General features: G+C 65.9%; 17 protein-coding genes and 1 tRNA gene. 13 read left to right on the plus strand and 5 right to left on the minus strand.

Translation table 11 applies throughout. From position 1 onward, the window contains the following. Positions 1 to 48 precede the first annotated feature (48 nt). The 3 genes from B047_RS0112050 to B047_RS0112060 form a co-directional block, all read right to left on the minus strand. The gene (locus tag B047_RS0112050) at positions 49 to 363 is read right to left on the minus strand and encodes an AzlD domain-containing protein (RefSeq protein ID WP_245533742.1); all 315 of its coding nucleotides are present in this window, start codon (positions 361 to 363) and stop codon (positions 49 to 51) included. A gap of 27 nt (positions 364 to 390) precedes the next feature. Then, entirely contained in the window at positions 391 to 1,098 is a 708-nt protein-coding gene (locus B047_RS0112055; protein WP_018467224.1) for an AzlC family ABC transporter permease, read from the minus strand. A gap of 175 nt (positions 1,099 to 1,273) precedes the next feature. Continuing rightward, positions 1,274 to 3,439, minus strand: coding sequence for an alpha-amylase family glycosyl hydrolase (locus B047_RS0112060; protein ID WP_018467225.1), 2,166 nt, complete (start codon positions 3,437 to 3,439; stop codon positions 1,274 to 1,276). Positions 3,440 to 3,611: 172 nt separating this feature from the next. Here B047_RS0112060 and B047_RS0112065 point away from each other — a divergent pair, with 172 nt between their 5' ends. The 3 genes from B047_RS0112065 (at position 3,612) to B047_RS0112075 (ending at position 5,467) form a co-directional block, all read left to right on the plus strand. Next, positions 3,612 to 4,091, plus strand: coding sequence for a hypothetical protein (locus tag B047_RS0112065; RefSeq protein WP_018467226.1), 480 nt, complete (start codon positions 3,612 to 3,614; stop codon positions 4,089 to 4,091). A 44-nt stretch (positions 4,092 to 4,135) separates the two neighbouring features. After that, positions 4,136 to 4,212: transfer RNA gene (locus B047_RS0112070), tRNA-Ile, on the plus strand. Between the two features lie 100 nt (positions 4,213 to 4,312). Further along, positions 4,313 to 5,467 (plus strand): class I SAM-dependent rRNA methyltransferase, encoded by a 1,155-nt coding sequence (locus tag B047_RS0112075; RefSeq protein WP_018467227.1) that lies wholly within the window; start codon positions 4,313 to 4,315, stop codon positions 5,465 to 5,467. Positions 5,468 to 5,506: 39 nt separating this feature from the next. Here the strand turns inward: B047_RS0112075 and B047_RS0112080 are convergent, their stop codons facing one another. Further along, positions 5,507 to 5,740, minus strand: coding sequence for a CDGSH iron-sulfur domain-containing protein (locus tag B047_RS0112080; RefSeq protein WP_018467228.1), 234 nt, complete (start codon positions 5,738 to 5,740; stop codon positions 5,507 to 5,509). A gap of 123 nt (positions 5,741 to 5,863) precedes the next feature. On the opposite strand from B047_RS0112080, the gene B047_RS0112085 reads away from it, so the two are divergent. Next, positions 5,864 to 7,735, plus strand: coding sequence for a phosphoenolpyruvate carboxykinase (GTP) (locus B047_RS0112085; protein WP_018467229.1), 1,872 nt, complete (start codon positions 5,864 to 5,866; stop codon positions 7,733 to 7,735). 91 nt (positions 7,736 to 7,826) lie between these two features. Here B047_RS0112085 and B047_RS0112090 read toward each other — a convergent pair whose 3' ends face one another. Continuing rightward, the gene (locus B047_RS0112090; protein ID WP_018467230.1) at positions 7,827 to 9,164 is read right to left on the minus strand and encodes a hypothetical protein; all 1,338 of its coding nucleotides are present in this window, start codon (positions 9,162 to 9,164) and stop codon (positions 7,827 to 7,829) included. Between the two features lie 88 nt (positions 9,165 to 9,252). Between B047_RS0112090 and B047_RS0112095 the strand changes: the two genes are divergently transcribed. The 9 genes from B047_RS0112095 to B047_RS18560 all read left to right on the plus strand — a co-directional run bounded on the left by B047_RS0112095 (position 9,253) and on the right by B047_RS18560 (position 20,295). Next, positions 9,253 to 11,571, plus strand: a complete 2,319-nt coding sequence (locus B047_RS0112095; RefSeq protein WP_018467231.1) for a bifunctional acetate--CoA ligase family protein/GNAT family N-acetyltransferase — start codon at positions 9,253 to 9,255, stop codon at positions 11,569 to 11,571. Between the two features lie 91 nt (positions 11,572 to 11,662). Continuing rightward, complete coding sequence (locus tag B047_RS0112100; RefSeq protein WP_018467232.1) at positions 11,663 to 12,487, plus strand: acetate and sugar kinases/Hsc70/actin family protein; 825 nt, start codon at positions 11,663 to 11,665, stop codon at positions 12,485 to 12,487. A gap of 9 nt (positions 12,488 to 12,496) precedes the next feature. Then, positions 12,497 to 13,300 (plus strand): TrmH family RNA methyltransferase, encoded by an 804-nt coding sequence (locus B047_RS0112105; protein WP_018467233.1) that lies wholly within the window; start codon positions 12,497 to 12,499, stop codon positions 13,298 to 13,300. Positions 13,301 to 13,433: 133 nt separating this feature from the next. Then, entirely contained in the window at positions 13,434 to 13,730 is a 297-nt protein-coding gene (gene groES / locus B047_RS0112110; protein ID WP_018467234.1) for a co-chaperone GroES, read from the plus strand. Positions 13,731 to 13,821: 91 nt separating this feature from the next. After that, positions 13,822 to 15,459: a chaperonin GroEL gene (gene groL / locus B047_RS0112115; RefSeq protein WP_018467235.1), complete on the plus strand. Its 1,638-nt coding sequence runs from the start codon at positions 13,822 to 13,824 to the stop codon at positions 15,457 to 15,459. Between the two features lie 97 nt (positions 15,460 to 15,556). Continuing rightward, on the plus strand, positions 15,557 to 18,658 hold the full coding sequence (locus B047_RS0112120) for an ATP-binding protein (RefSeq protein ID WP_157205910.1): 3,102 nt from the start codon (positions 15,557 to 15,559) through the stop codon (positions 18,656 to 18,658). Between the two features lie 192 nt (positions 18,659 to 18,850). Continuing rightward, positions 18,851 to 19,273, plus strand: coding sequence for a hypothetical protein (locus tag B047_RS0112125; RefSeq protein ID WP_157205911.1), 423 nt, complete (start codon positions 18,851 to 18,853; stop codon positions 19,271 to 19,273). Between the two features lie 98 nt (positions 19,274 to 19,371). Beyond that, positions 19,372 to 20,115, plus strand: coding sequence for a ubiquitin family protein (locus B047_RS0112130; RefSeq protein WP_157205912.1), 744 nt, complete (start codon positions 19,372 to 19,374; stop codon positions 20,113 to 20,115). 48 nt (positions 20,116 to 20,163) lie between these two features. Continuing rightward, on the plus strand, positions 20,164 to 20,295 hold the full coding sequence (locus B047_RS18560; protein WP_018467239.1) for a hypothetical protein: 132 nt from the start codon (positions 20,164 to 20,166) through the stop codon (positions 20,293 to 20,295). Positions 20,296 to 20,297 lie beyond the last annotated feature (2 nt).

Genomic DNA, 20,297 nt, shown 5'->3' on the forward strand with positions numbered 1-20,297 from the left:
GATCGTACGTCATACATCAGGCGAAAACGCATCGCTTCCCGGTCCCCCTCACAGCCCCAGCGCCTGCAGCACCCACAGGGCCAGCATTCCCGTCACGGTCGTCCACAGCACGTTCTTGGTACGCCAGGCTACCCCAGCCGCCACCATCGCTGCCAGCAGGCGCTCGTTGGAGGGTGTCATCTGCAGCGTTCCACCGTAGTAGACCAGCGCCTTGCACACCAGCGCCGAGAGCACTGCCGCAGGAACAAAACGCAAAGCGTGCCGGAACCACTCGGGAGTCTGTATCCGTTGGGAGTGGCCAATAAAGGAGTAGCGCAGGTAAAAAGTCACCAGGCCAGCAAGCAAAATGGTCATCCAGATCATGGGCTCGCTCATGGGGTCTGCGTTCCATCAGGACAAGCGTTTGCGCTCGAGCCACATCCCCGCTGCGATCCCGGCCAGGGAAGCCACGATCAACCCGAGGTTGTAGGGTAGGGTTGCCGCAAACATCGCCGAAATCCCGCCCACTAAGGCCGCTGCTGCCGTCGGACGGTCGCGGATCGAGGCGAAAACCATCGCCATGAAGGAGAGGGGGATGGCGAAATCGAGCGACCAGGAGGGCGGAACCTTGGCCCCCAGCCCCGCGCCAATCCACACGGCCACCTGCCATACCACCCAGGTGAGGGCAGAGCCGGTGATGTAGTAGACCCAGCGCGACAGGGGGCTCGAGAAGCGCTCCTCTCGGAAGCGGTGCAGGGACAGCGCGTAAAGCTGATCCACCATGATGTAGGCCCCCGTGACCTTCCACGCCAACTTCCATCCAGCCAAGTAGGGGGCCAGCGAGGCGCTGTACATCAGGTAGCGCAGGTTGACCACGGCAACCGTTAAGACCACCACCAGTACGGGCGAACCGGAGCCCATGAGTTGGTAGGCTGCCAGTTGCGCGGCCCCGGCAAAGAGTACCAGGGACGAGGCCATAGTCTGCAGCACGCTGAGCCCAGCACTCACACCCGCCGCCCCGGTGATCAGCCCGAAGGGAACCACCCCCAGCAGGCTTGGCCAGACATCGCTGATGCTCTGTGAGGCTACGCTTTGCGTATGTTCTCTGGGCAAAGCCATGAGGTAAGTTTATCGCAGTTGGCCGGCAGGGGTATACGCCGTATGTCTTACGCCGTATACAGGGTTATACCGAATGTTGAACGACAGGTCGATAGCTGGGCGCCGGGTGCGGGTCATACGTCGTACGCAAGATGCCAAACGCATCGGCCCTCGACCCTTGGCCATCCCTTACGGCTTACCGCTCCCCGCCCCCCATTCGCACCAAATAGCGCCAGCCCAAAGGGGCTAGCTCGAGCTCGCCTCGGTAGGTACGGGCCTCGAGCCCATCGCGCCAGGCGCCGGCGGGAAGCTCGAGTCGGGCGGGGTCGGTCGAGTTGTTGAACACCGCCAGCACTTCGCCCTCGCCGGGCTCGCCGCGCAGGAAGGCCATCACCGGTCCATCGCCCTTGAAGGTGCGAAAGATGGGGCTGCTGAGTGCGGGCAACTCCTTGCGCAGCAGCGCCAACTGCTTGAAGTGGGCCTGGAGGTCGGGCTTGCAGCGGTCCCACTGCACGGGGTAGCGCTGCAGGTCGTAGGGCGGACTACTGGGCTTCTCGCCGCCGAAGCCGCACTCGTCACCCTGGAAGAACACCGGCACCCCCGGCAGGGCGTACAGCAGCGCCGCAGCCAGCCGAACCCGACCCAGCGCCTCCGCCGAGGGGGTGTCGCGCAGGCCCCCGCCGCCCAGGTCGGTGAGGATGCGGGCGGTGTCGTGCGAGCCAATGAGGTTGAAGCCCATCGCCGCCACCGCCTCGGCATAGGTGGCGTAGACGCGGGCCAGCTCACCGAGCATGCGGCTGCCGCCAAACAGCGCCCCGCCGCGGGCGTAGCGCAGCACCACGTCGCGTCCGATGGCGTAGTTCATCAAGGAGTCGAATTCGTCGCCTTGAAGCCAGCTCGCATCGCGCTGCCAGATCTCGGCCACCAGATAGGCCTCGGGCTTGAGGGCTTTGAGTTCTCGGCGCCACTGGGCAAAAAAGCTGTGCGCATCGATCAGTTCGTTGACCACGTCCACCCGGATGCCGTCGAAGCCGAAGCGCAGCCAGTATTTGGACACCTCGATGAGGTAGCGGCGCACCCCTGGGTTGCCCGTGTTGAGCTTGGGCAGGCTGCCAAAGCCACCCCAGGCTTCGTAAGCGCTGGCGTCCCCCGGCACGAAGGGCCACCTCTTGATGAAGTACCAGTTCCAATATGGCGAGCTGCGGCCCCGCTTGAGCACGTCCTGGAAGGCGAAGAAGCCCAGCCCGGTGTGGTTGGGTACGAAGTCGAAGAGTACCCGGATGCCGCGTTTGTGGGCCTCGTCGAGGGCCTTCTTCAGCAGCGCCTTGTCGCCGAACTTGGGCGAGACCTCGAGGTACGAATGCGTGTCGTAGCCGTGGGCCGAGCCCGAGTCGAAGAGGGGGTTGAAGTAGACCAGGCTCACGCCCTGCTCCTGCAGATAGGGCAGCTTCTCGAGGAAACCCGCCAGGTCGCCGCCGAAATACTGGTGGCAGCAGTGGTCGCCCGCTGGCGGATCGCTCCACTTGGAGACAAAGGGCTTGGGGGCGCCGGGGTCTTTGTTCCAGGCCTGGTTGAAGTTGTACTCGTCGCTCACGAGGGCCTTTTCGTCGTTGGAGGGGTCGCCGTTGGCGAAGCGCTCGAGGAAGATCTGGTAGCCCACCCGCCCGCTCACCCAGTCCAGCGCCGCGAAGGGCCGCTGTGGTGGGCTAAAGGGGCCGAAGCTCTGCTCTTGGCCGCCGGAGTCCACCACCCGGATGCGGTACTCACCCAGGGAAGTCGGAACGGCAGCCCGCCAGATCTCCAGGTCCCCGTAGCTTAGTTGCCGGTGCATGGGGTAGCGCCCTCCGGCCTCGAGGAAGGCCTCCTTCACCGAACCCGCTCGAGCCTCAAAGCGTATCGAGAGCCTGCCCGCCGCCTCAGAGACATAGCGCACCGCCGAGGGATCGTGCTCGAAAGCCAATTCGGTGCTCTCGCCCCCCGCGGGCTGAGGGGCCGCGAGCCGAATCTCGCGGAAGGCGTTGAAGCCGCCATAGCCATCGTCCACGCAGCCCTGGGCTTCGGCGTCGACCTGCGGGGTGCCGAAGGTGGGATCGTCGCACATGTTCTTCGGCCACTGCCCGTTGATGAAGAACTTGTACTGCACGACCCCGGGCTCGAGCTCCACGCTCACCATCCAGGTGCCGTTGTCCTGCTTGTGCATGGGCAGCTCGGCCCAGTTGTTGAAGCTGCCCCGCAGGCTCACCGAGCGCACCTCGAGGCCCACCGGAGGGTCGTAGGTGAAGGTGACAGGAACTTTAGCCGCACTGGCGAGGGCCAGCAGGGCCACCATCAGCACGGCCCACAAGCGCATCAAGGCTTTCATGTTCGCCATTATCACCCAGCTGCAAACAGTGCCGACAGCCGGTGGTCAATGCCCGAAAGGCTCGCGGCGATCCTTGGGGAGTTTTTATCCCCCCAATCCCCCCGTCAAAGGCGCTTTGCGCCTAACGGCATTGGGCTTTCAGTTGGTATTGGTATAATCCCGACGGAGCCTTATGAGGCCACGCGTAATCTTCATCATCCTGGTGCTGGTGCTGCTGGGCTTCTTTGCCGCGGCCAACTGGTCGCTCATCACGGCGCCCCAGTCACTCTCACTCGTCTTCACGCGCGTAGAGGCTCCGCTGGGTCTGATCCTGCTCATCACCGTGGCCCTGCTTTCGGTCTGGTACGTCATCCTTTCCATCGGGACCGAGGTAGCGGCCTTGCTCGAGGTCAAGAAGTACGCCCGCGAGATCCTGGCTCTGCGCAAACAGGCCGAAGACGCCGAGGCCAGCCGCCTGGTCGAGGTCAAGAAGCTCATCCAGGAGGAGCTCGAGACCCTGCGGAAGCAGATCAACGAGCGCTTCGCCCAGTCCGAGAGCACCCTCATCGACGAGCTGGAGAAGGCCGGGAACACCCTGGCGGCCTACATCGGGGAGCTCGAGGACCAGATCACCGGACAAGATCGCCACCCCCCTCCCCCACCCCAGCGCTAAAGCGTTGAGCCTGAGCAGCAAAACCGCTAAACTGGCGAGGGTTTGGGCCGTTAGCTCAGTTGGTCAGAGCGGGGGACTCATAATCTCTTGGTCGCAGGTTCAAGTCCTGCACGGCCCACCAACAAAGCCGCAGTGGCCGGGGTCTTTCGGGGCCCCGGTTTGTCGTCGTGGGCCGTGCGCCGGGCAAAGCAAGGGGTGCTTCGAGGTCTTATCCTTGGGGGGTGCTGAAGGCTGTCCTCAAACCCGGCAAGGAGAAGAAAGTCCGCAACTACTACCCCGGCGTGTTCGCCGACGAGCTGGCCGAGGCCCCGCCCGCCGCGGGCGTCGCCGAGCTGTACGACGCCGAGGGACAGTACACGGCCACCGGTTACTTCGACCCCAAGAGCCGGGTGGCGCTGAGGATTTACCGCTGGGAGCGAGGCAACCTCGACCGGGCCCTCTTCCGCAAGCGCCTGGAGGTCGCCCAGTCCAAGCGGGCTCACCTGGGTCGCTTCTACCGCTTGGTCCACGCCGAGGCCGACGGGCTGCCGGGGCTGGTGGTGGACCGCTTCGGGGAAACCCTGGTGGTGCAGGTGCGCAACCGGGCCATGGAGGCCCTGCGCGAGGTGTGGCTACCGGCGCTGCTCGAGGTCGCTCAGCCCAGCGGCGTCTATGAGCGCTCCGACGTGGAGGCCCGCAAACAGGAAGGCCTGCCGGAAAAGGTGGGCGTGATCCACGGTAGCGTGCCGGAAGTGCTCGAGGTCGAGGAGGACGGCCTGGTCTTCCCCATCCCCCTCGCCCTGGCGCAGAAGACCGGCTTCTACCTCGACCAGCGCGACAACCGCCGCCTATTCGAGGGCCGGGTCAAACCCGGCGAGCGCGCGCTCGACGTGTACAGCTACGTAGGTGGTTTCGCCCTGCGGGCCGCGCGGGCCGGGGCCTACACGCTGGCGGTGGACAAGGACCTCGACGCCCTGGCTGTGCTCGACAACGCGGCCCGCCGCCACCAACTCAGCGTGGATATCCGCGCCGGGGACGCGCTGGAGGTGCTCAAGGACCTCGCCAAGAAGGCCCAGCCCTTCCACCACGTCCTACTCGACCCCCCCACCCTGGTCAAGAAGCCCGACGAGCTGCCCCGGGTCAAGCGCCTGCTGGTGGAACTGGTGGGCCAAGCCCTGAAGCTGCTGGCCCCCAGGGGCTACGTGTGGCTGTCGAGCTGTGCTTACTACCTGGGGGTGGAGGAGTTGCTCGAGGTCGCCCGCCGCGCCGCCGCCGACCAGCACCGCCGCCTGCGCGTGGAGGGCGTAACCTACCAGCCCAGCGACCACCCCTGGAGCCTGCACGTGCCGGAGTCGCTGTACCTCAAGACGTTGGTGGTACAGGATGATCCGTTGTGATGGGATCGCACGCCTTACGTCGTACGCAGGACCCCGGCTTTACCCTCCCTCTCCTCCCGTCCCAAACTCGCTGAGCTCGAGCTCCCCCCCTCCCGCCTCGAAGCCCACTCGCTTGTGGGTGCCGTCGCAAAAGGGCTTGTTACCCGAGTGGCCGCAGCGGCACAGGGCCAGCTTGGCCCGCTCGAGCCGCTGCTCTGTCCCGTCTACCCTCAGCAGCGTCCCCTCGGGCAGGTCGATGGCGATGGAGGCGTTCTCGCGAAGGCGGATCCTCATACAAACCAGGATAATCCTAGCCAATCGTCGGATAGCCCTCGCGTAGGAAAGTGCCCTTTATTACTAAGTAAACCAGCTATATGGATTGGGGGGTAGAGTCACAGATGACGGTAAAGTGATCGTATGACAACCCTTAGCGCAGACACCCTCGAGTTCCCCAGCTACGTCAAGAGCCCTCGAGTCAAACAGTGGATCGCCGAGATGGTGGCGCTGTGCAAGCCCGACAGCGTACACTTCTGCGACGGCAGCGACGAGGAATACCAACAGATGTGCGACTTACTGGTGGAGAAGGGCACCTTCATCCGGCTCAACCCGGAGCTACGGCCCAACTCCTTCCTGGCGCGTTCGGACCCCTCCGACGTCGCGCGGGTGGAGGACCGCACCTTCATCTGTAGCCTCAATAAGGAGGACGCCGGGCCCACCAACAACTGGGTCAACCCCCGCGAGATGCACGAGACGCTGCAGAAGCTCTTCGACGGCTGTATGCGCGGGCGCACCATGTACATCGTGCCCTTCTCGATGGGGCCGTTGGGCTCGCCCATCAGCTACATCGGCATCGAGATCACCGACTCGGCCTACGTGGTGGTCAACATGAAGATCATGACCCGCATGGGCAAGCAGGTCTTCGAGGTGCTGGGCGAGAGTGACCAGTTCGTACCCTGCGTCCATAGCGTGGGGATGCCGCTTAAGGACGGCCAGCCCGACGTGCCCTGGCCCTGCAATCCCGACGTCAAGTACATCGTCCACTTCCCCGAGGAGCGCTCCATCTGGAGCTACGGCTCGGGCTACGGCGGCAACGCGCTGTTGGGCAAGAAGTGCCTGGCGCTGCGCATCGCCAGCGTGATCGGGCGCGACGAGGGCTGGTTGGCCGAGCACATGCTGATCCTGGGCGTCGAGGACCCCAAGGGCCAGAAGACCTACGTCGCCGCCGCCTTCCCCTCGGCCTGCGGCAAGACCAACTTCGCCATGCTGATCCCGCCCAAGCCCTTCCAAGAAGAAGGCTGGAAGGTAACCACCGTGGGCGACGACATCGCTTGGATCAAGCCCGGCCCCGACGGCCGCCTCTACGCCATCAACCCCGAGGCCGGGTATTTCGGGGTGGCTCCGGGCACTTCCTATAGCACCAACCCCAACGCCATGGAGACCATCCGGGCCAACACCATCTTCACCAACGTGGCCCTCACCCCCGAGGGCGACGTGTGGTGGGAGGGCATGGACGGCCCACCTCCGGCCCGGGCCATCGACTGGCAGGGCCAGGAGTGGACCCCCGATTCTGGGCGCAAAGCCGCTCACCCCAACGGGCGTTTCACCGCCCCAGCCCACCAAAACCCGTCCATCGACCCTGAATGGGAAAACCCCAATGGGGTGCCCATCAAGGCCTTCATCTTCGGGGGCCGCCGGGCTACGGTGGTGCCCCTGGTCTACCAGAGCTTCAACTGGAGCTTCGGGGTGTATCTGGGTGCCACCATGGGCTCGGAGATGACCGCGGCGGCCTTCGGCCAGATCGGTGAGGTACGGCGCGATCCCTTCGCCATGCTGCCCTTCATCGGCTACCACATGGCCAGCTACTTCAACCACTGGCTGGACATAGGCCGCCGGGTCGTAGACCCCCCGCGCATCTTCAGCGTCAACTGGTTCCGCAAGGACAGGGACGGCAAATACCTCTGGCCCGGCTACGGCGAGAACATGCGGGTCTTGAAGTGGGTCGTCGAGCGGGCTAATGGGCGCGGCTACGCCACCGAGAGCCCGCTGGGCTACGTGCCCCGCTACGAGGACATGGACTGGCGCGGCCTAGCTTTCTCCAAGGAGCAGTTCCAGGAGCTCATGGCCATCGACCGCGAGCTGTGGCTCAGGGAGATCCTCTCGCACGAAGAGCTCTTCATCAAGCTCTACGAGCGCATGCCCAAGGAGTTCTTGGCCATGCGCGAGCTGCTGATCTCCAACCTCTGGCGCTCGCCCGAGCACTGGGACGTGGGGGAGGTCAACAACTCGTAATACCAGATCCGATCAGTTCGCCACCCCTCGGTGACGAACTGACCGGGCCGAAGTTATCCGCGTAGCGGAGGGCGCTAGCGCGCCTCCGTTTTCACTCGACACCTTCCGTCTTCAACGCCTCGGCCAGCTTCTCATAGCCCTTGCGACCCATCAGGGCGTAGGTGTACTCCTTGCCCAGCTCCACGCCCGGCTGGTCGAAGGCGTTGACGTTCCACAGCTCGCCCAGGAAAGCGGTCTGCCACATGAGGTGCTGCATCAGCCAGCCCAGGGTGTAGGCGTCGAGGCGCTCGAGCACGAAGGCGAAGTTGGGCTGCTGCGCCTTGGCCAGGGCGTGGGCGGTGGCCTTGGCTTCGGCGCTCAGCAGCTCGAAGAAGCTGCGACCAAAGAGGTAGTCGAGGGCCTCGAGCCCAGCCACGGCGGGAATCTCGAGGTCTTCGGTGGGCTTCTCCAGACGCACGAGGGTGATGAGTTTGTCGTGGGGCCCCTCACGAAAGAGCTGCACTTGAGCGTGCTGATCGGTGGTGCCGATGGCCCGCACCGCCGTGGTACCTGTACGAAGCGCATTTCCCTCGCGGTCGACGGCCTTGCCCAGCGACTCGTCGTGCAGCTGCACGAACCAGTCGGGGAGATAGCGCAGGCGGGTGGAGTAGGGCATGAAGACGTTGATGTTCTTGCCCCTTTGGCTCAGGAGGTGGTGAACCAGGGCACTCTGGGCGGGCAGGTTGGCCTCGACTTCGGCCCTTGCGGTTTCGTTGGCCTTGCGGCAGCCCGCCAGGAAGGCCTCGAGGTCTACCCCCACGAAGGCCAGCGGTAGCGTACCCACCGGGCAGGTCACGCTGAAGCGCCCGCCCACCGCCGGGGGCACCTCGAAGGCGGTGAGCCCCTCGGCCTGGGCGTAGGGACGCAGGATACCCCTGGCGGGGTCGGTGGTGACGACGACGTGTTCTTTCCAGCCGCCACCCAGGGCCTCCTCGAGCCAGCGCCGGAAGGCCAGGAAAGCGGCCATGGTCTCGGCGGTGGAGCCCGACTTGCTGATGACGTTGACCAATGTCTTGCGCGGCTCCAGCGAGCGCAGCAGCTCGAGGATGGGCTCGGGCTCGACATTGTCCACGAAGTGCAAGCGCACCGGCCCCTTGCCCAAAGCCGCGTTCACAGCCTGCGCTCCCAGCGCCGAACCCCCGATCCCCAGCACCACGAAATCCTCCACCCAACCGTTGGCCTCGCGGTAGCGCAGCACCTCGCGCAGGGTCTGGGTATCTTCGGGCACGTCGATCCAACCCAAAAACTCGGCGGGGTCGTCCTTGCGGCCCCAGAGGGCCTCGCGAGCAGCCTCGAGCCGAGGCTTATTTGTCCGCAGGGCCTCATCGAAGTCAAGGCCTTGCGGTCCGATACGGCGCGAATCCAGATTGCTGAGTTCTAGGCGCAGCATGGAGCCATGCTACTGGATGGGGCGGGAAGCAGGAAGCGGGGAGGTTGTGAAGCCCGGGCATCCCCTGGAAAATACGGAGGAGGATCCCATGCCTGAGCGCTACTACCCAGCACCCACACCGCAGCACGGCCTCGAGTCGGGGCCGGTGATCCTCAAGGATGGCCGCACCGCCTTTTTGCGCCAGGCCACGCCCGCCGACCGGGGGCTGTTTTTGGACTTCCTCAGCCGCCTCTCCCCCCAGGCCCGGCAATACCGCTTTTTCTCCGAGATCAGCCCCGAGGCCGCGGTGGATTTGCTGCTCAGGCAGAAGCCCGGCGAGGAGCGCTTCACCTTGATCGTGCTTGCGGGCGACCCCCAGCGCATCATCGCCACTGGGGAGTTCGTGCCGGAGGGGCCGGGGGCCGACAGCGCCGAGGTGGCCTTCCTGGTGGACGACTGGTACCAGGGCAAGGGCCTGGGCACGCTGCTTTTGGAGCGCCTGGCCCTCATCGCCGCCCGCCGGGGCATCCGGCGCTTTCACGCCTTCACCCTGCTGGAAAACCGGCAGATGCTCGACGTCTTTCGCAGCAGCGGCTTCGAGGTCCACACCGAGAACGAGGCCGGGGAGGTGGAGGTCAGCTTCGAGCTCGAGCCCAGCGCCGAGACCGTGGCCCGCTTCGAGTGGCGCGACCAAATCGCCACACTGGCCTCGCTCTACCCCTTCTTCCGGCCGCGCGGGGTCGCGGTGGTGGGTGCCAGCCGCGACCCCCAAAGCGTGGGCTACCGGGTGCTGGAAAACCTGGTCAGAAACCGCTTCGCCGGGCCGGTCTACCCGGTCAACCCGGCGGCCTCCCCTGCCGCGGGAGAAGTGCTGGTGGTGGGCTCGATCCTGGCCTACCCCTCGGTCAAGGCCATCCCCGGCCCCGTGGACCTGGCCATCCTCACCACCCCGCCCGAGCAGGTGGTGGCGGCAGCCGAGGCCTGTGGACAGCGCGGGGTACGGGCCTTGGTGGTGCTCACCATTCGCCTCGAGCGCTCCACCACCCTCGCGCTGGTGGAGGTCTGCCGCCGCTACGGGATGCGGCTGGTGGGGCCGGGCTCGCTGGGCCTGATCCACACCCACCCCGAGGTGCGCCTCGCCGCGGGCCTCACCCCCATGCCCGAGCATGGCAACATCGCCCTCTCCTCGCAAAGCGGCTCGCTGGGACTGGCGGTGCTCGAGTACGCCCGCGAGATGGGGCTGGGCCTATCGAGCTTCGTGAGCTTGGGGGCCAAGGCCGACGTCTCCAGCAACGACCTGCTGCAGTTCTGGGAGGACGATCCCGAAACCGGGCTGATTCTGCTGTACCTCGAGTCCTTCGGCAATCCCCGCCGCTTCGCCCGGCTGGCGCGACGGGTGGGGCGTAAGAAGCCCATCGTGGTGGTGCGTCCGGGGCGCGACCCGGTGGTGGAGGCCCTCTTCGCCCAGGCCGGGGTGGTGCGGGCGGAGAGCCTGGAGGAGATGTTCGACGCCGCCGCGCTGCTGGCCCACCAGCCCGCGCCCGCGGTGCGGGCGGATGGCCGCCATCACGTGGCCTTGGTTTCCAACGCCAGCGGCCCCGGCACCCTGGCCGTCGAAGCCCTGCGAGCCATGGGCCTCGAGGTTACCCACCACGATCTGGGCTCGGTGGCCGGCCCCGAGGAGTTCGGCCAGACCGCCCGCCAAGTGCTGCAAGACCCGCAGTACGACAGCGTCATGGCCCTCTTCGTGCCCATGGGCTTCTCCGAGCCGCTCGCGGTGGCCGAGACCCTGCGCCAGGCCCTGCTGGAGGCCCGTCAGGCCGGCAGCACCAAGACCGCGCTGGCCTGCTTCATGACCAAAAGCCAGGTGCTCTTCCGGGTGGGCGAGGAACAGGTGCCGGTATACCGCTTTCCCGAGTCGGCGGCGCGAGCCCTGGGTCTCACGGTGGCCTATGCTCGCTGGAAGAGCCACCCCACCGGCGAGTTCCCCGACTTCGGGCCCGACCTCGAGGCCGCCCGCGCCCTGCTGCAAGGTCGCCAAGGAGAACTCACGGCGGAGGAGACCCAGCGCCTGCTGGAGATTTTCGCCATCCCCCAGGCCCCCCAAGCCGAGGGGCTTGCGCTGGAGCTCGGGGTGCGTCACGACGAGCTCTTCGGCCCGGTGATCTCACTGAGCCTGACCGACCTGCCGCTGGGGCCGCAGTTGCTGGCCGTGCGCATCACCCCCCTCTCCAACCAAGACGCCTCGGAGATGCTGCGGGCACTGGAGGGCAAGGCCGACCTGGATGCGCTGCAGGAGCTGCTGTTGCGGGTCTCGCAGATGCTCGAGGAGCTGCCCGCATTGCACGGGGTCGGGCTCGAGCTCAGGGCTGGCCTCGAGGGCTACCGCGTCATCCGGGCGAGGGTCGAACTCCAGCCGCTATCCTGAGGCCGTGGGAAACGGGCTGCGTACGCCGCGCAGCCGCGTGCGCGAGGCATCGGCTCTGCGGAGGCCAAGCCGATGCGGTAAGCTCAGGCCCATGAAACTCGGCATCGACTTCGGCCTGACCAACACCGACGCGGTACTGGTCGAAGGGGAGCGCATGGTGCGCCGGTGGACCCTGCACCACACCGGGCCTGCGCGGCTGGAAGTGCTCCAGCAGGTCCTGGCCGCGCAAAACCTCGAGCTCTCCCGGCTCTCGGCCATCGCCACCACCGGCGGCCTGCACCGCAACCTGCCCGAGCAGGTCGGGGGGGTTCGGGTGCACAAGGTCGGGGAGGCCGAGGCCATCGGGCGCGGAGGGCTGGCGCTGGCGGGGTTGGGGCGGGCCCTGGTGGTCTCGGCGGGCACCGGCACCGCCATGATCGCCGCCCGCGAGGGTAGCTTCGAGCACGTCACCGGCAGCGCGGTCGGGGGCGGCACACTGCTGGGCCTCTCCCGGCTGCTCATCGGCACCGCCGACCCGCTCGAGCTCGCCCGCTTGGCCGAGGCCGGAGACCCCGGCGGCGTGGACTCCACCCTGGCCGACGCCATCGGCGGGGGAATCGGGCACCTGCCGGCTTCGGCCACCGCCGTGAACTTCGGCAAGGTAGCCGAGCTGGAGCACCCCCCCAGCCGAGAGGACATCGCCGCCGGGCTCTTCACCATCGTGGGGCAGGTGATCGGGGTGATCGCGCTCAACGCAGCCAGGGCTGCCGGGCTCGAGCGCATCGTGATCGTGGGCCACCTGCCCGACCTCGAGCCTTTGCGGCAGGCCCTGGAGCGGGTCTGGCAGTTCTACCTCGTCGAACCCCGGCCCCTCATCCCCCCTCACAGCGGCTGGGCCACCGCCTTGGGGGCAGCCCTGAGCCTCGGCGAGGCTTAGAGTTGAGGCATGGAGCTCATCACCAGCGCCGCCAACCCCCGCATCAAAGCCCTTTCGCGGCTGATGGGGCGCCGGGAGCGTGAGCAGGAGGGCCGGCTCCTGATCGAAGGAGCCCGTGAGATCGAGCGAGCCCTGCAGGCGGGTGTCGAACTCGAGCTGCTGCTCGTACGCGACGGCCCGCTGCACCCCGACGAGGAAGCGCTCCACCGCACCCTGACCCATGGCAAAGGTCTCAGGTGCCTCGCCCTGGCCGAGGCCCCGCTCAAGAAGCTCTCCAGCCGCGAGAACCCTGCCGGCCTCATCGCCGTCGCCCGCCTTCCCCGGCGCTCGCTCGAGCAGCTGAGGCTCCCTCCCAACCCCCTAGTGCTCATCGGCGTGGGGCTGGAAAAACCGGGCAACCTCGGCGCCGTCCTCCGCTGCGCCGACGCCGCCGGGGCCCACGCGGTGATCGCGGTGGGGGGCGTGGACCTCTACGGCCCACAGGTAATCCGCAACAGCACCGGGGTGGTGTTCAGTCTGCCCACGGTGGCCGCCTCCGAAGGCGAAGTACTGGACTGGCTGAAGGCTCGAGGCCTCACCCTCGTCGCCGCCACCCCCCACGCCAAGCGGCTGTACTGGGACGTGGACCTGCGGGGCCCGGTCGCCATTGCCGTGGGCCCCGAACACCAGGGCCTGGGCCCCCAGTGGCTCGAGGCCGCCCAGCTCGCCGTGCGCATACCCATGCAAGGCCAGGCCGACAGCCTCAACGTCTCGGTATCGGCGGCCCTGCTGCTCTACGAAGCCCTGCGCCAGCGGTGGGGCAGCGGCATGTGAATATGCATACACTCACAAACTTGACTGTGGAGCACTCAAGTTCATAGCCTTGACCCTTGACAAGCGGGAGTCCGAAGCTAATACTGTGATCTCGGGTTGACACTCTAAACCCATAACTGTCAAAGGAGGAATTATGGCGACCAAAACCGCACTCAAGCCTCTGGGCGACCGTGTTGTGGTCCAGCGCATCGAAGAACAGGCCACCACCAAGGGCGGCATCCTGCTCCCCGACACTGCCAAGGAAAAGCCCCAGAAGGGCAAAGTGATCGCCGTGGGCTCGGGCCGCGTGCTGGACAACGGCACCAAGGTGCCCCTGGAGGTCAAGGAAGGCGACACCGTGGTTTTCGCCAAGTACGGCGGCACCGAGATCGAGATCGACGGCGAGGAGTACATCATCCTCTCCGAACGCGACCTGCTGGCTGTGATCTAAATCGTCGAGGGTCAGGGGCCTGGAGCTAAGAGCCAAACCAGCCCTTGATGCTCACTAAACGCTGTTCGATACGACTGAAAGGAGCTTTGATATGGCTAAGATGCTTGTTTTCGACGAGGCTGCCCGTCGCGCCCTCGAGCGCGGGGCCAACGCCGTGGCCAACGCCGTGAAAGTGACCCTGGGCCCCCGTGGCCGCAACGTGGTGCTGGAGAAGAAGTTCGGCTCCCCCACCATCACCAAGGACGGCGTGTCCGTAGCCAAGGAGATCGAGCTCGAAGATCACCTGGAAAACATCGGGGCCAAGCTCCTCATCGAGATCGCCTCCAAGACCAACGACATCACCGGTGACGGCACCACCACCGCCACCGTGCTGGGCCAGGCCATCGTGCGCGAGGGCCTGAGGAACGTGGCTGCCGGAGCTAACCCGCTGGCCCTGCAGCGCGGCATCAACAAGGCTGTGGACGTGGCGATCAAGGCCATTCGGGAGATGGCTGAGCCGGTCAACGACCGCAAAGCCATCTTCGAGGTGGCCGCGGTATCGGCCAACAACGATCAGGAGATCGGCAACCTGATCGCCGATGCCATGGAGAAGGTGGGCCGCGACGGAGTGATCACCGTCGAGGAGTCCAAGAGCCTCGACACCGAGCTGGACTTCGTGGAGGGGTACCAGTTCGACAAGGGCTACATCTCGCCCTACTTCGTCAACAACCCCGACACCATGGAGGCCAGCCTCGATGATCCTTACATCCTGATCACCGAGAAGAAGGTCTCCAACGTGCGCGAGCTGCTGCCCGTGCTCGAGCAGGTAGCCCAGACCGGCAAGCCCATGCTGATCATCGCCGAGGACGTGGAGGGCGAAGCCCTGGCTACGCTGGTGGTCAACAAGCTGCGCGGCACCCTCAACGTCGCCGCCGTGAAGGCCCCGGGCTTCGGCGACCGCCGCAAGGAGATGCTCAAGGACCTCGCCGCAGTGACCGGCGGCACGGTGATCTCCGAGGAGCTGGGCTTCAAGCTCGAGAACGCCACCCTCTCCATGCTGGGCCGTGCTGAGCGCGTGCGCATCACCAAGGACGAGACCACCGTGGTGGGCGGCAAGGGCAAGAAGGAAGACATCGACGCCCGCATCAACGGCATCAAGAAGGAGCTCGAGACCTCCGACAGCGAGTACGCCAAGGAGAAGCTCCAGGAGCGCCTGGCCAAGCTGGCTGGTGGCGTGGCCGTCATCCGCGTGGGTGCAGCCACCGAGACCGAGCTGAAGGAGAAGAAGCACCGCTACGAGGACGCCCTCTCCACCGCCCGCGCCGCCGTGGAGGAAGGCATCGTGCCCGGTGGCGGTGTGGCCCTGCTGCGCACCGTGCCCGCGGTGAAGAAGCTGCTCGAGCAGCTCGAGGGCGATGAGGCCACCGGCGCCAAGATCGTGCTGCGGGCCCTGGAGGAGCCCGCCCGCCAGATCGCGGCCAACGCCGGCTACGAGGGCAGCGTGGTGGTCAACCAGCTCCTCAGCAAGAACGAGAAGAGCTACGGCTTCAACGCCGCCACCGGTGAGTACGGCGACATGATGGCCTACGGCATCGTCGACCCCGCCAAGGTCACCCGTACCGCCCTGCAGAACGCCGCTTCCATCGGCTCGCTGATCCTCACCACCGAGGCCGTGGTGGCCGAGAAGCCCGAAGAGAAGAAAGCCCCCGCTGCCCCCGCCGGCGGCATGGGTGGCGACATGGACTTCTAAAAAACCTCGCTCACCGGCCCCCTCTTCTCCACCGGAGGAGAGGGGGTACGATGTTAACGCAAGTGTAGCGGCAGGGTTTGTACGATGCACTTCAACTGTGGGAAGCGGCGTGCGCCAGGAAGTCATCACCCAGCTCAGGCAGCACCTCTGGGCGGTGCTCTGCAGGCGCCCGGGCCGGGTGCTGTGGCTGTGGGGCGAAGCCGGGGTGGGCAAGACCTTCACCACCCAGGCCCTGCTGCGGGAGACCCCCTGCCAGAGCCTGAGCCTGCACGCCACCCTTCCCGACAAAGCCCTGCTCCTCTCCCTCCCCCGGCCTCCCAGGCGACCCGCCTGGACCGAGGCCCAGCGTCAGCAGCTCCTGCAGGGCCAGCACCTGCCGGTAGCCACCCTAGCAGCCACCCTGGCAGCCACCCTGAACGCCCTGGCCCCCTTCGTGCTTCACCTCGAGGATCTCCACAAAGCCGGCCCTGAGCGCCTCGAGCTGATCCAAAAGCTTGCCCAAGTCGTCCTGCGCCTGCGGGGGGTGGGGCTTGTGGTCACCAGCCGCGGCGAACCCCTCGAGCCTTTTAAAGGCTACCGCCTCGAGCCTTTGAGCCAGGTGGAGTCGGACCATCTGCTCCAGGCCGAAGCCGCACATGAGCTGCCCCAGGAGGGCCTGGAGTGGGTCTTTTCCCGCGCGCAGGGGAACCCCCTCTTCACGCTGGAGTTCTGGCGCTACCTCTCCCGGCAGGGCTACTTCTGGTCGGACGGCCGGCGCTGGCACTGGAGACAGCCCCCGGATGACTTCGTTCCCGTGAGCGTAGAAGCGCTGATCGCCCGGCTACTCTCTGGGATTGCCGACACCCCAAAGCTGCAAGCCGCCCTGGAGGCGCGGGCCATACTACCCAGCAGGCTCCACGGCGAAACTTTTGAAGCGCTGTGGTCCAGGGTGGCCGGTGTAGATGGCCCAACCCTGGGCCACATCCAGCAGCTTCTATGCCAAAAGGGGGTCTTGCTGCAGGGTCGCTTTGCCCACCCACTGATTCAGGAAGTGGCCGAGCGGGAGATCCCCAGCCTACGCAAGCAGATCTACGCCCGTCGGGCTCTGGCGGCGCTGGCACAGCAGCCTGAAGAGGCAGCTCGCTTCATCGAGATGGCCCACCTGGAACCTGGGGAAGCCCTCAGGCTGCTCGAGGCCGCCGCACAAAGCGCAGAAGCTCGGGGGGACAGGCCGAGCCAGGCTCGGTGGCTGGCGGAGGCGGTGAGGTGGAGCAGCGGCCTCGAGCGGGCCGAGCGCGCATTCAAAGCCGCCCAGCTTCTCAAGGGCACAAACCCCACTCGAGCCATCCAGATGGCCGAAATCGCGGCTTCCGCCACCCCGCCCAACCCGGAGGCGGTGCTGCTGCTGGCCGAGTTGCTGGCGATACAAGGGCACATCCACGAAGCCGAGGCCTCGCTCCGGCAGCTTCCCCCAGCGGAGGATGGCGCGCTTCGTTGGTGGGAGACCCAAATCTACGTCCTGGGCCAGGGTGGTCACTGGCAGCAGGCCGTCGAGCTGTGGGAGCAACGGCCCGACTATCAGGCCAGGGCCAGGCCCCGAACCCACCTCCAGGTGGGCTCCTGCCTGGCCTTCTTGGGTAGGCTTGACGCAGCAGAGCGCATCCTGCGGGAACTGCCCAGCCCCCCTTTGCTACCTCCGGCCCTTCAGCTCACGGCGCTCAACCTCCAGGGGCAGATCCAGAGCTATCGAGGCTGCCATGTCCAGGCGCTGGAAAGCGAGGAGCGCTTCATCGCCTTAGCCAAATCCACGGGCTCGGCACAAGCCGCCATCGCCGGCCTGCTCAATCACGCCAGCACCCATAGCGCTTTGGGGCTGCGTAAGGAGGCCAAAAGCTGCTTACAAGAGGCCAGAACCCTCGCCATGCAGTCGGGGGAAACCATGCGCTACGCGGTCGTCCAGCTTCGCCTGGCCGACATGCTGGCCGACGAGGGTGAATTCGAGCAGGCCGAGGTGCTGATGCTCGAGGCTCAAGGCCTGCTGTACCAGCACCATCAGGTTCAGTGGCAGGCCGAGAGCCACCTCAAGCTGGCCCGCCTCTACCTGACCTGGCAGCCGCCGCACGGCCCCATCCTGGCACACAAACACGCCCAGGCCGCGCGCGAGCTGGCCCAGGAGAACCAAGACGCCAAGTTCCTGGCCTCGAGCCTGGCCTACTTGAGCCGGGCTCACAGCCAGCTCGGCAACCCCTCGGCAGCGTTGGAGGTCGCGCAGGAGTGCCTAGCCCTGTGCAGCGGCGAGGGCGGCAAGCAGGCCGATGCCTACTTTGCCTACGGCCTGGCCCTGGAGGCCAATGGGCGTCTGGCCGAAGCCCTCGAGGCTATCCAGGCGGCTTCCGCCGGACAACAAGAACGCAAACTGGCCGAACGCTTCGCCCTGGAAGCAGACCGCATCACCGGCAACCTCGAGGAAGCCCGCAGGCGCTACGATTGGTTCGTATCCCAGGGCCTGCTGGGGCCGGCCAAGCTGGCTTTGCGCTACTTCCCAGCGCTGGCCAGCCCGTCCCAGCCGCCGCATGAAATTGCCTCCCAAGGTGGGCTCTGTCTCAAAGTGCTGGGTGCGGTGGAACTCGAGCAAAGCGGCCAGCCCATCACCTACCGGGGCAAGAAGCGCCTGGAGCTGCTGTGCTACTTGCTCGAGGCCCGCATCGCCGGAAGAACCGAGGTGAGCTCCCTCGAGCTAGTCGACGTGTTCTACCCCACGGCAGAGGAAAGCAGGGCCCGCGCCACGCTCAAGCAACAGGTTCATCTCATCCGCATGACCCTGGGGCCCGAAGCCATCCGGAGCACCCCGAGCGGCTACGCCCTCGGAGCCATCCGCTCCGATGCCGAGGAGTTTTTGCAAAGCAGGGATGCTCACTTGTGGCGCGGGCCCTACCTCGAGCGCCTGGCGGAAGGCTGGCACGGCGGCGTGCGCGAGGCGCTGACCCAGGCCCTGTATGCCGGGGCCAGGGCCTTGCTGGAGCGTGAGCCCAAAGAGGCCTCCCGGCTGGCCCAGATCCTGCTCGAGATGGAACCCTACGACACCAGCTTCTTGCAGCTCAGCCTGCAAGCTACCCGGCGCTCCGGAAGCCTCAAGGCCGTTACCCGGTTGTACAAAGCGGCCCAGGAGCGCTTTTTGGAGGTAGGCGAGGCTCTGCCGGGGCTCGAGGCTTTCCTCTAGGCAGCTTCTCCTCCAACCTGAAGCATCTATAGGAAAGTTACCGATAGTACACCGTCGCATAACCCGGATTCGCGGGGAGGGTAGGGTGGTTTAGCTCTCGACCATATTTGACCGGCTTTTGACCAGGCCTCCCCCAGGCTAGACCCCAAGGCTGAATTGAGACCTGAGGGGCGCAGGGGAAGGAGAGCGGTCATGGATAAGCCGGTTTCATCAGGTGAAGCCAGTCAGGGCTTTTCGCCAGATTGGCCGGGCATCTATGCGGGGCAGATCGGTGGGGTGGACTGCACCCTCGAGCTGAAACTCGACCCCCAAGGAAAGCTGCACGGGTACTTCAGCAGCGGGGAGGAGCGCCTCGAGGTGCAAGGGGTCACCCCTGAGCTCGGCGGGGGCATTCGGGGGCTTCTGAGAGCGCTCGGCGAGCCCACCGCCATCGCCATCTTCCGGGCTTCGCTCGAGGGCGAGAAGCTGCTGCTGGAGATGGACGTGCCCGACCCCGACGAGCCGGACTTCTCGGGGGCCGAGCAGGTCTGGCTGATCCGTCTCGAGGCGCTTCCTCACGTCAATGCGGTAGCGCTCGAGTCTGGCTGGGGAATGGGGGTGGTTCTGCTGCACTAACGATTGGTTTCGGCATCTGGAGAGGAAACACAGCTTTGTAGACGCTCCTCACTCGTGGAAGTAAGAAGCGTTGGAGCGAGCACACAAGGGAGAAAACCATGGCAAGGATCGCACTAAGCATTCCCAGAGTCCGCTGCGTAGACGAGACCGGCGGTAGTTGGGCGGAAAAGTTTGGTAACGATGAAATCTACCTGGGGGCGGTGCTCGCCCTCATCAACGCCAACAAGTCTGTCGCCGTCACCACCTCAGGCTCCAAGCTGGTGGGCAACAACTTCGATAGCAGCGAGACGGTGCACTGGATGCGCGACCTGGTGATCCAGGACTTAGGTGACCCCTTGGTCTACCCCTACCCCAAGGTGGTGGTGGCCTCGTTGGTGCTGGCCGAGCACGATACCGGGAATGGTCGCAACGATTTTCTCGAGCGCCTGGCCAACGACCTTCGGGCCAAGCTAAACCCGGCAGCCCTGGATGCAGCGCTGGGACGGGTGGGGGGCGGCACCGTTCGGCGGGGTGGGGGTGGAACCCTGACTCCATCCGTACCGCGCGGTACGGTACTTGGCTCAAGCGAGACCTCTGCAACGTCGGCGCCTGCTCTAAATCCCCAGGCCTTCGACCTGATCAAGGGTTTTGCGGCGGAAAAGGTTAAGGAGGTCGGCAACTACCTTATTTCCACCTTCTCGAGCTGGATGGGCGACGACATCTTCCCGCCCGCCGTGAAGGTGCTCGACATCCCCAGCCCGGATCATAGCTGGAACGGGCAGCGGATGACCCCCGAGGAGGACGTGGAGTTTGTGGGACACAAGGGCAAATATCGGGTAACCATGTACTGGGCTATGGACTGAGCCTTAAGGCAGTGCAAATGTGCCCCTGTGCGGGGGCTCGAGGAAGATATGAAAAAGCTGGGTTGCTACGGAATGGTACTGCTGCTGCTGTGCTTGGCGGCTTGTGGAGGCGCCGGAGGCAATGGCTCGAGCGCCGCCTACTGGGACAGCGCAAAGTGGGACGAAGCCAAATGGCAGTAGAG

The sequence above is a fragment of the Calidithermus timidus DSM 17022 genome, from assembly GCF_000373205.1.
In the GTDB taxonomy this organism is placed as follows: Bacteria; Deinococcota; Deinococci; order Deinococcales; family Thermaceae; genus Calidithermus; species Calidithermus timidus.

What these genes read in the sequence shown, in the direction of transcription:
- B047_RS0112050 (WP_245533742.1), bottom strand. Translation starts at nt 363, where the DNA reads ATGATCTGGATGACCATTTTGCTTGCTGGCCTGGTGACTTTTTACCTG.
- B047_RS0112055 (WP_018467224.1), bottom strand. Translation starts at nt 1,098, where the DNA reads ATGGCTTTGCCCAGAGAACATACGCAAAGCGTAGCCTCACAGAGCATC.
- B047_RS0112060 (WP_018467225.1), bottom strand. Translation starts at nt 3,439, where the DNA reads ATGAAAGCCTTGATGCGCTTGTGGGCCGTGCTGATGGTGGCCCTGCTG.
- B047_RS0112065 (WP_018467226.1), top strand. Translation starts at nt 3,612, where the DNA reads ATGAGGCCACGCGTAATCTTCATCATCCTGGTGCTGGTGCTGCTGGGC.
- B047_RS0112080 (WP_018467228.1), bottom strand. Translation starts at nt 5,740, where the DNA reads ATGAGGATCCGCCTTCGCGAGAACGCCTCCATCGCCATCGACCTGCCC.
- B047_RS0112085 (WP_018467229.1), top strand. Translation starts at nt 5,864, where the DNA reads ATGACAACCCTTAGCGCAGACACCCTCGAGTTCCCCAGCTACGTCAAG.
- B047_RS0112090 (WP_018467230.1), bottom strand. Translation starts at nt 9,164, where the DNA reads ATGCTGCGCCTAGAACTCAGCAATCTGGATTCGCGCCGTATCGGACCG.
- B047_RS0112095 (WP_018467231.1), top strand. Translation starts at nt 9,253, where the DNA reads ATGCCTGAGCGCTACTACCCAGCACCCACACCGCAGCACGGCCTCGAG.
- B047_RS0112100 (WP_018467232.1), top strand. Translation starts at nt 11,663, where the DNA reads ATGAAACTCGGCATCGACTTCGGCCTGACCAACACCGACGCGGTACTG.
- B047_RS0112105 (WP_018467233.1), top strand. Translation starts at nt 12,497, where the DNA reads ATGGAGCTCATCACCAGCGCCGCCAACCCCCGCATCAAAGCCCTTTCG.
- groES (WP_018467234.1), top strand. Translation starts at nt 13,434, where the DNA reads ATGGCGACCAAAACCGCACTCAAGCCTCTGGGCGACCGTGTTGTGGTC.
- groL (WP_018467235.1), top strand. Translation starts at nt 13,822, where the DNA reads ATGGCTAAGATGCTTGTTTTCGACGAGGCTGCCCGTCGCGCCCTCGAG.
- B047_RS0112125 (WP_157205911.1), top strand. Translation starts at nt 18,851, where the DNA reads ATGGATAAGCCGGTTTCATCAGGTGAAGCCAGTCAGGGCTTTTCGCCA.
- B047_RS0112130 (WP_157205912.1), top strand. Translation starts at nt 19,372, where the DNA reads ATGGCAAGGATCGCACTAAGCATTCCCAGAGTCCGCTGCGTAGACGAG.
- B047_RS18560 (WP_018467239.1), top strand. Translation starts at nt 20,164, where the DNA reads ATGAAAAAGCTGGGTTGCTACGGAATGGTACTGCTGCTGCTGTGCTTG.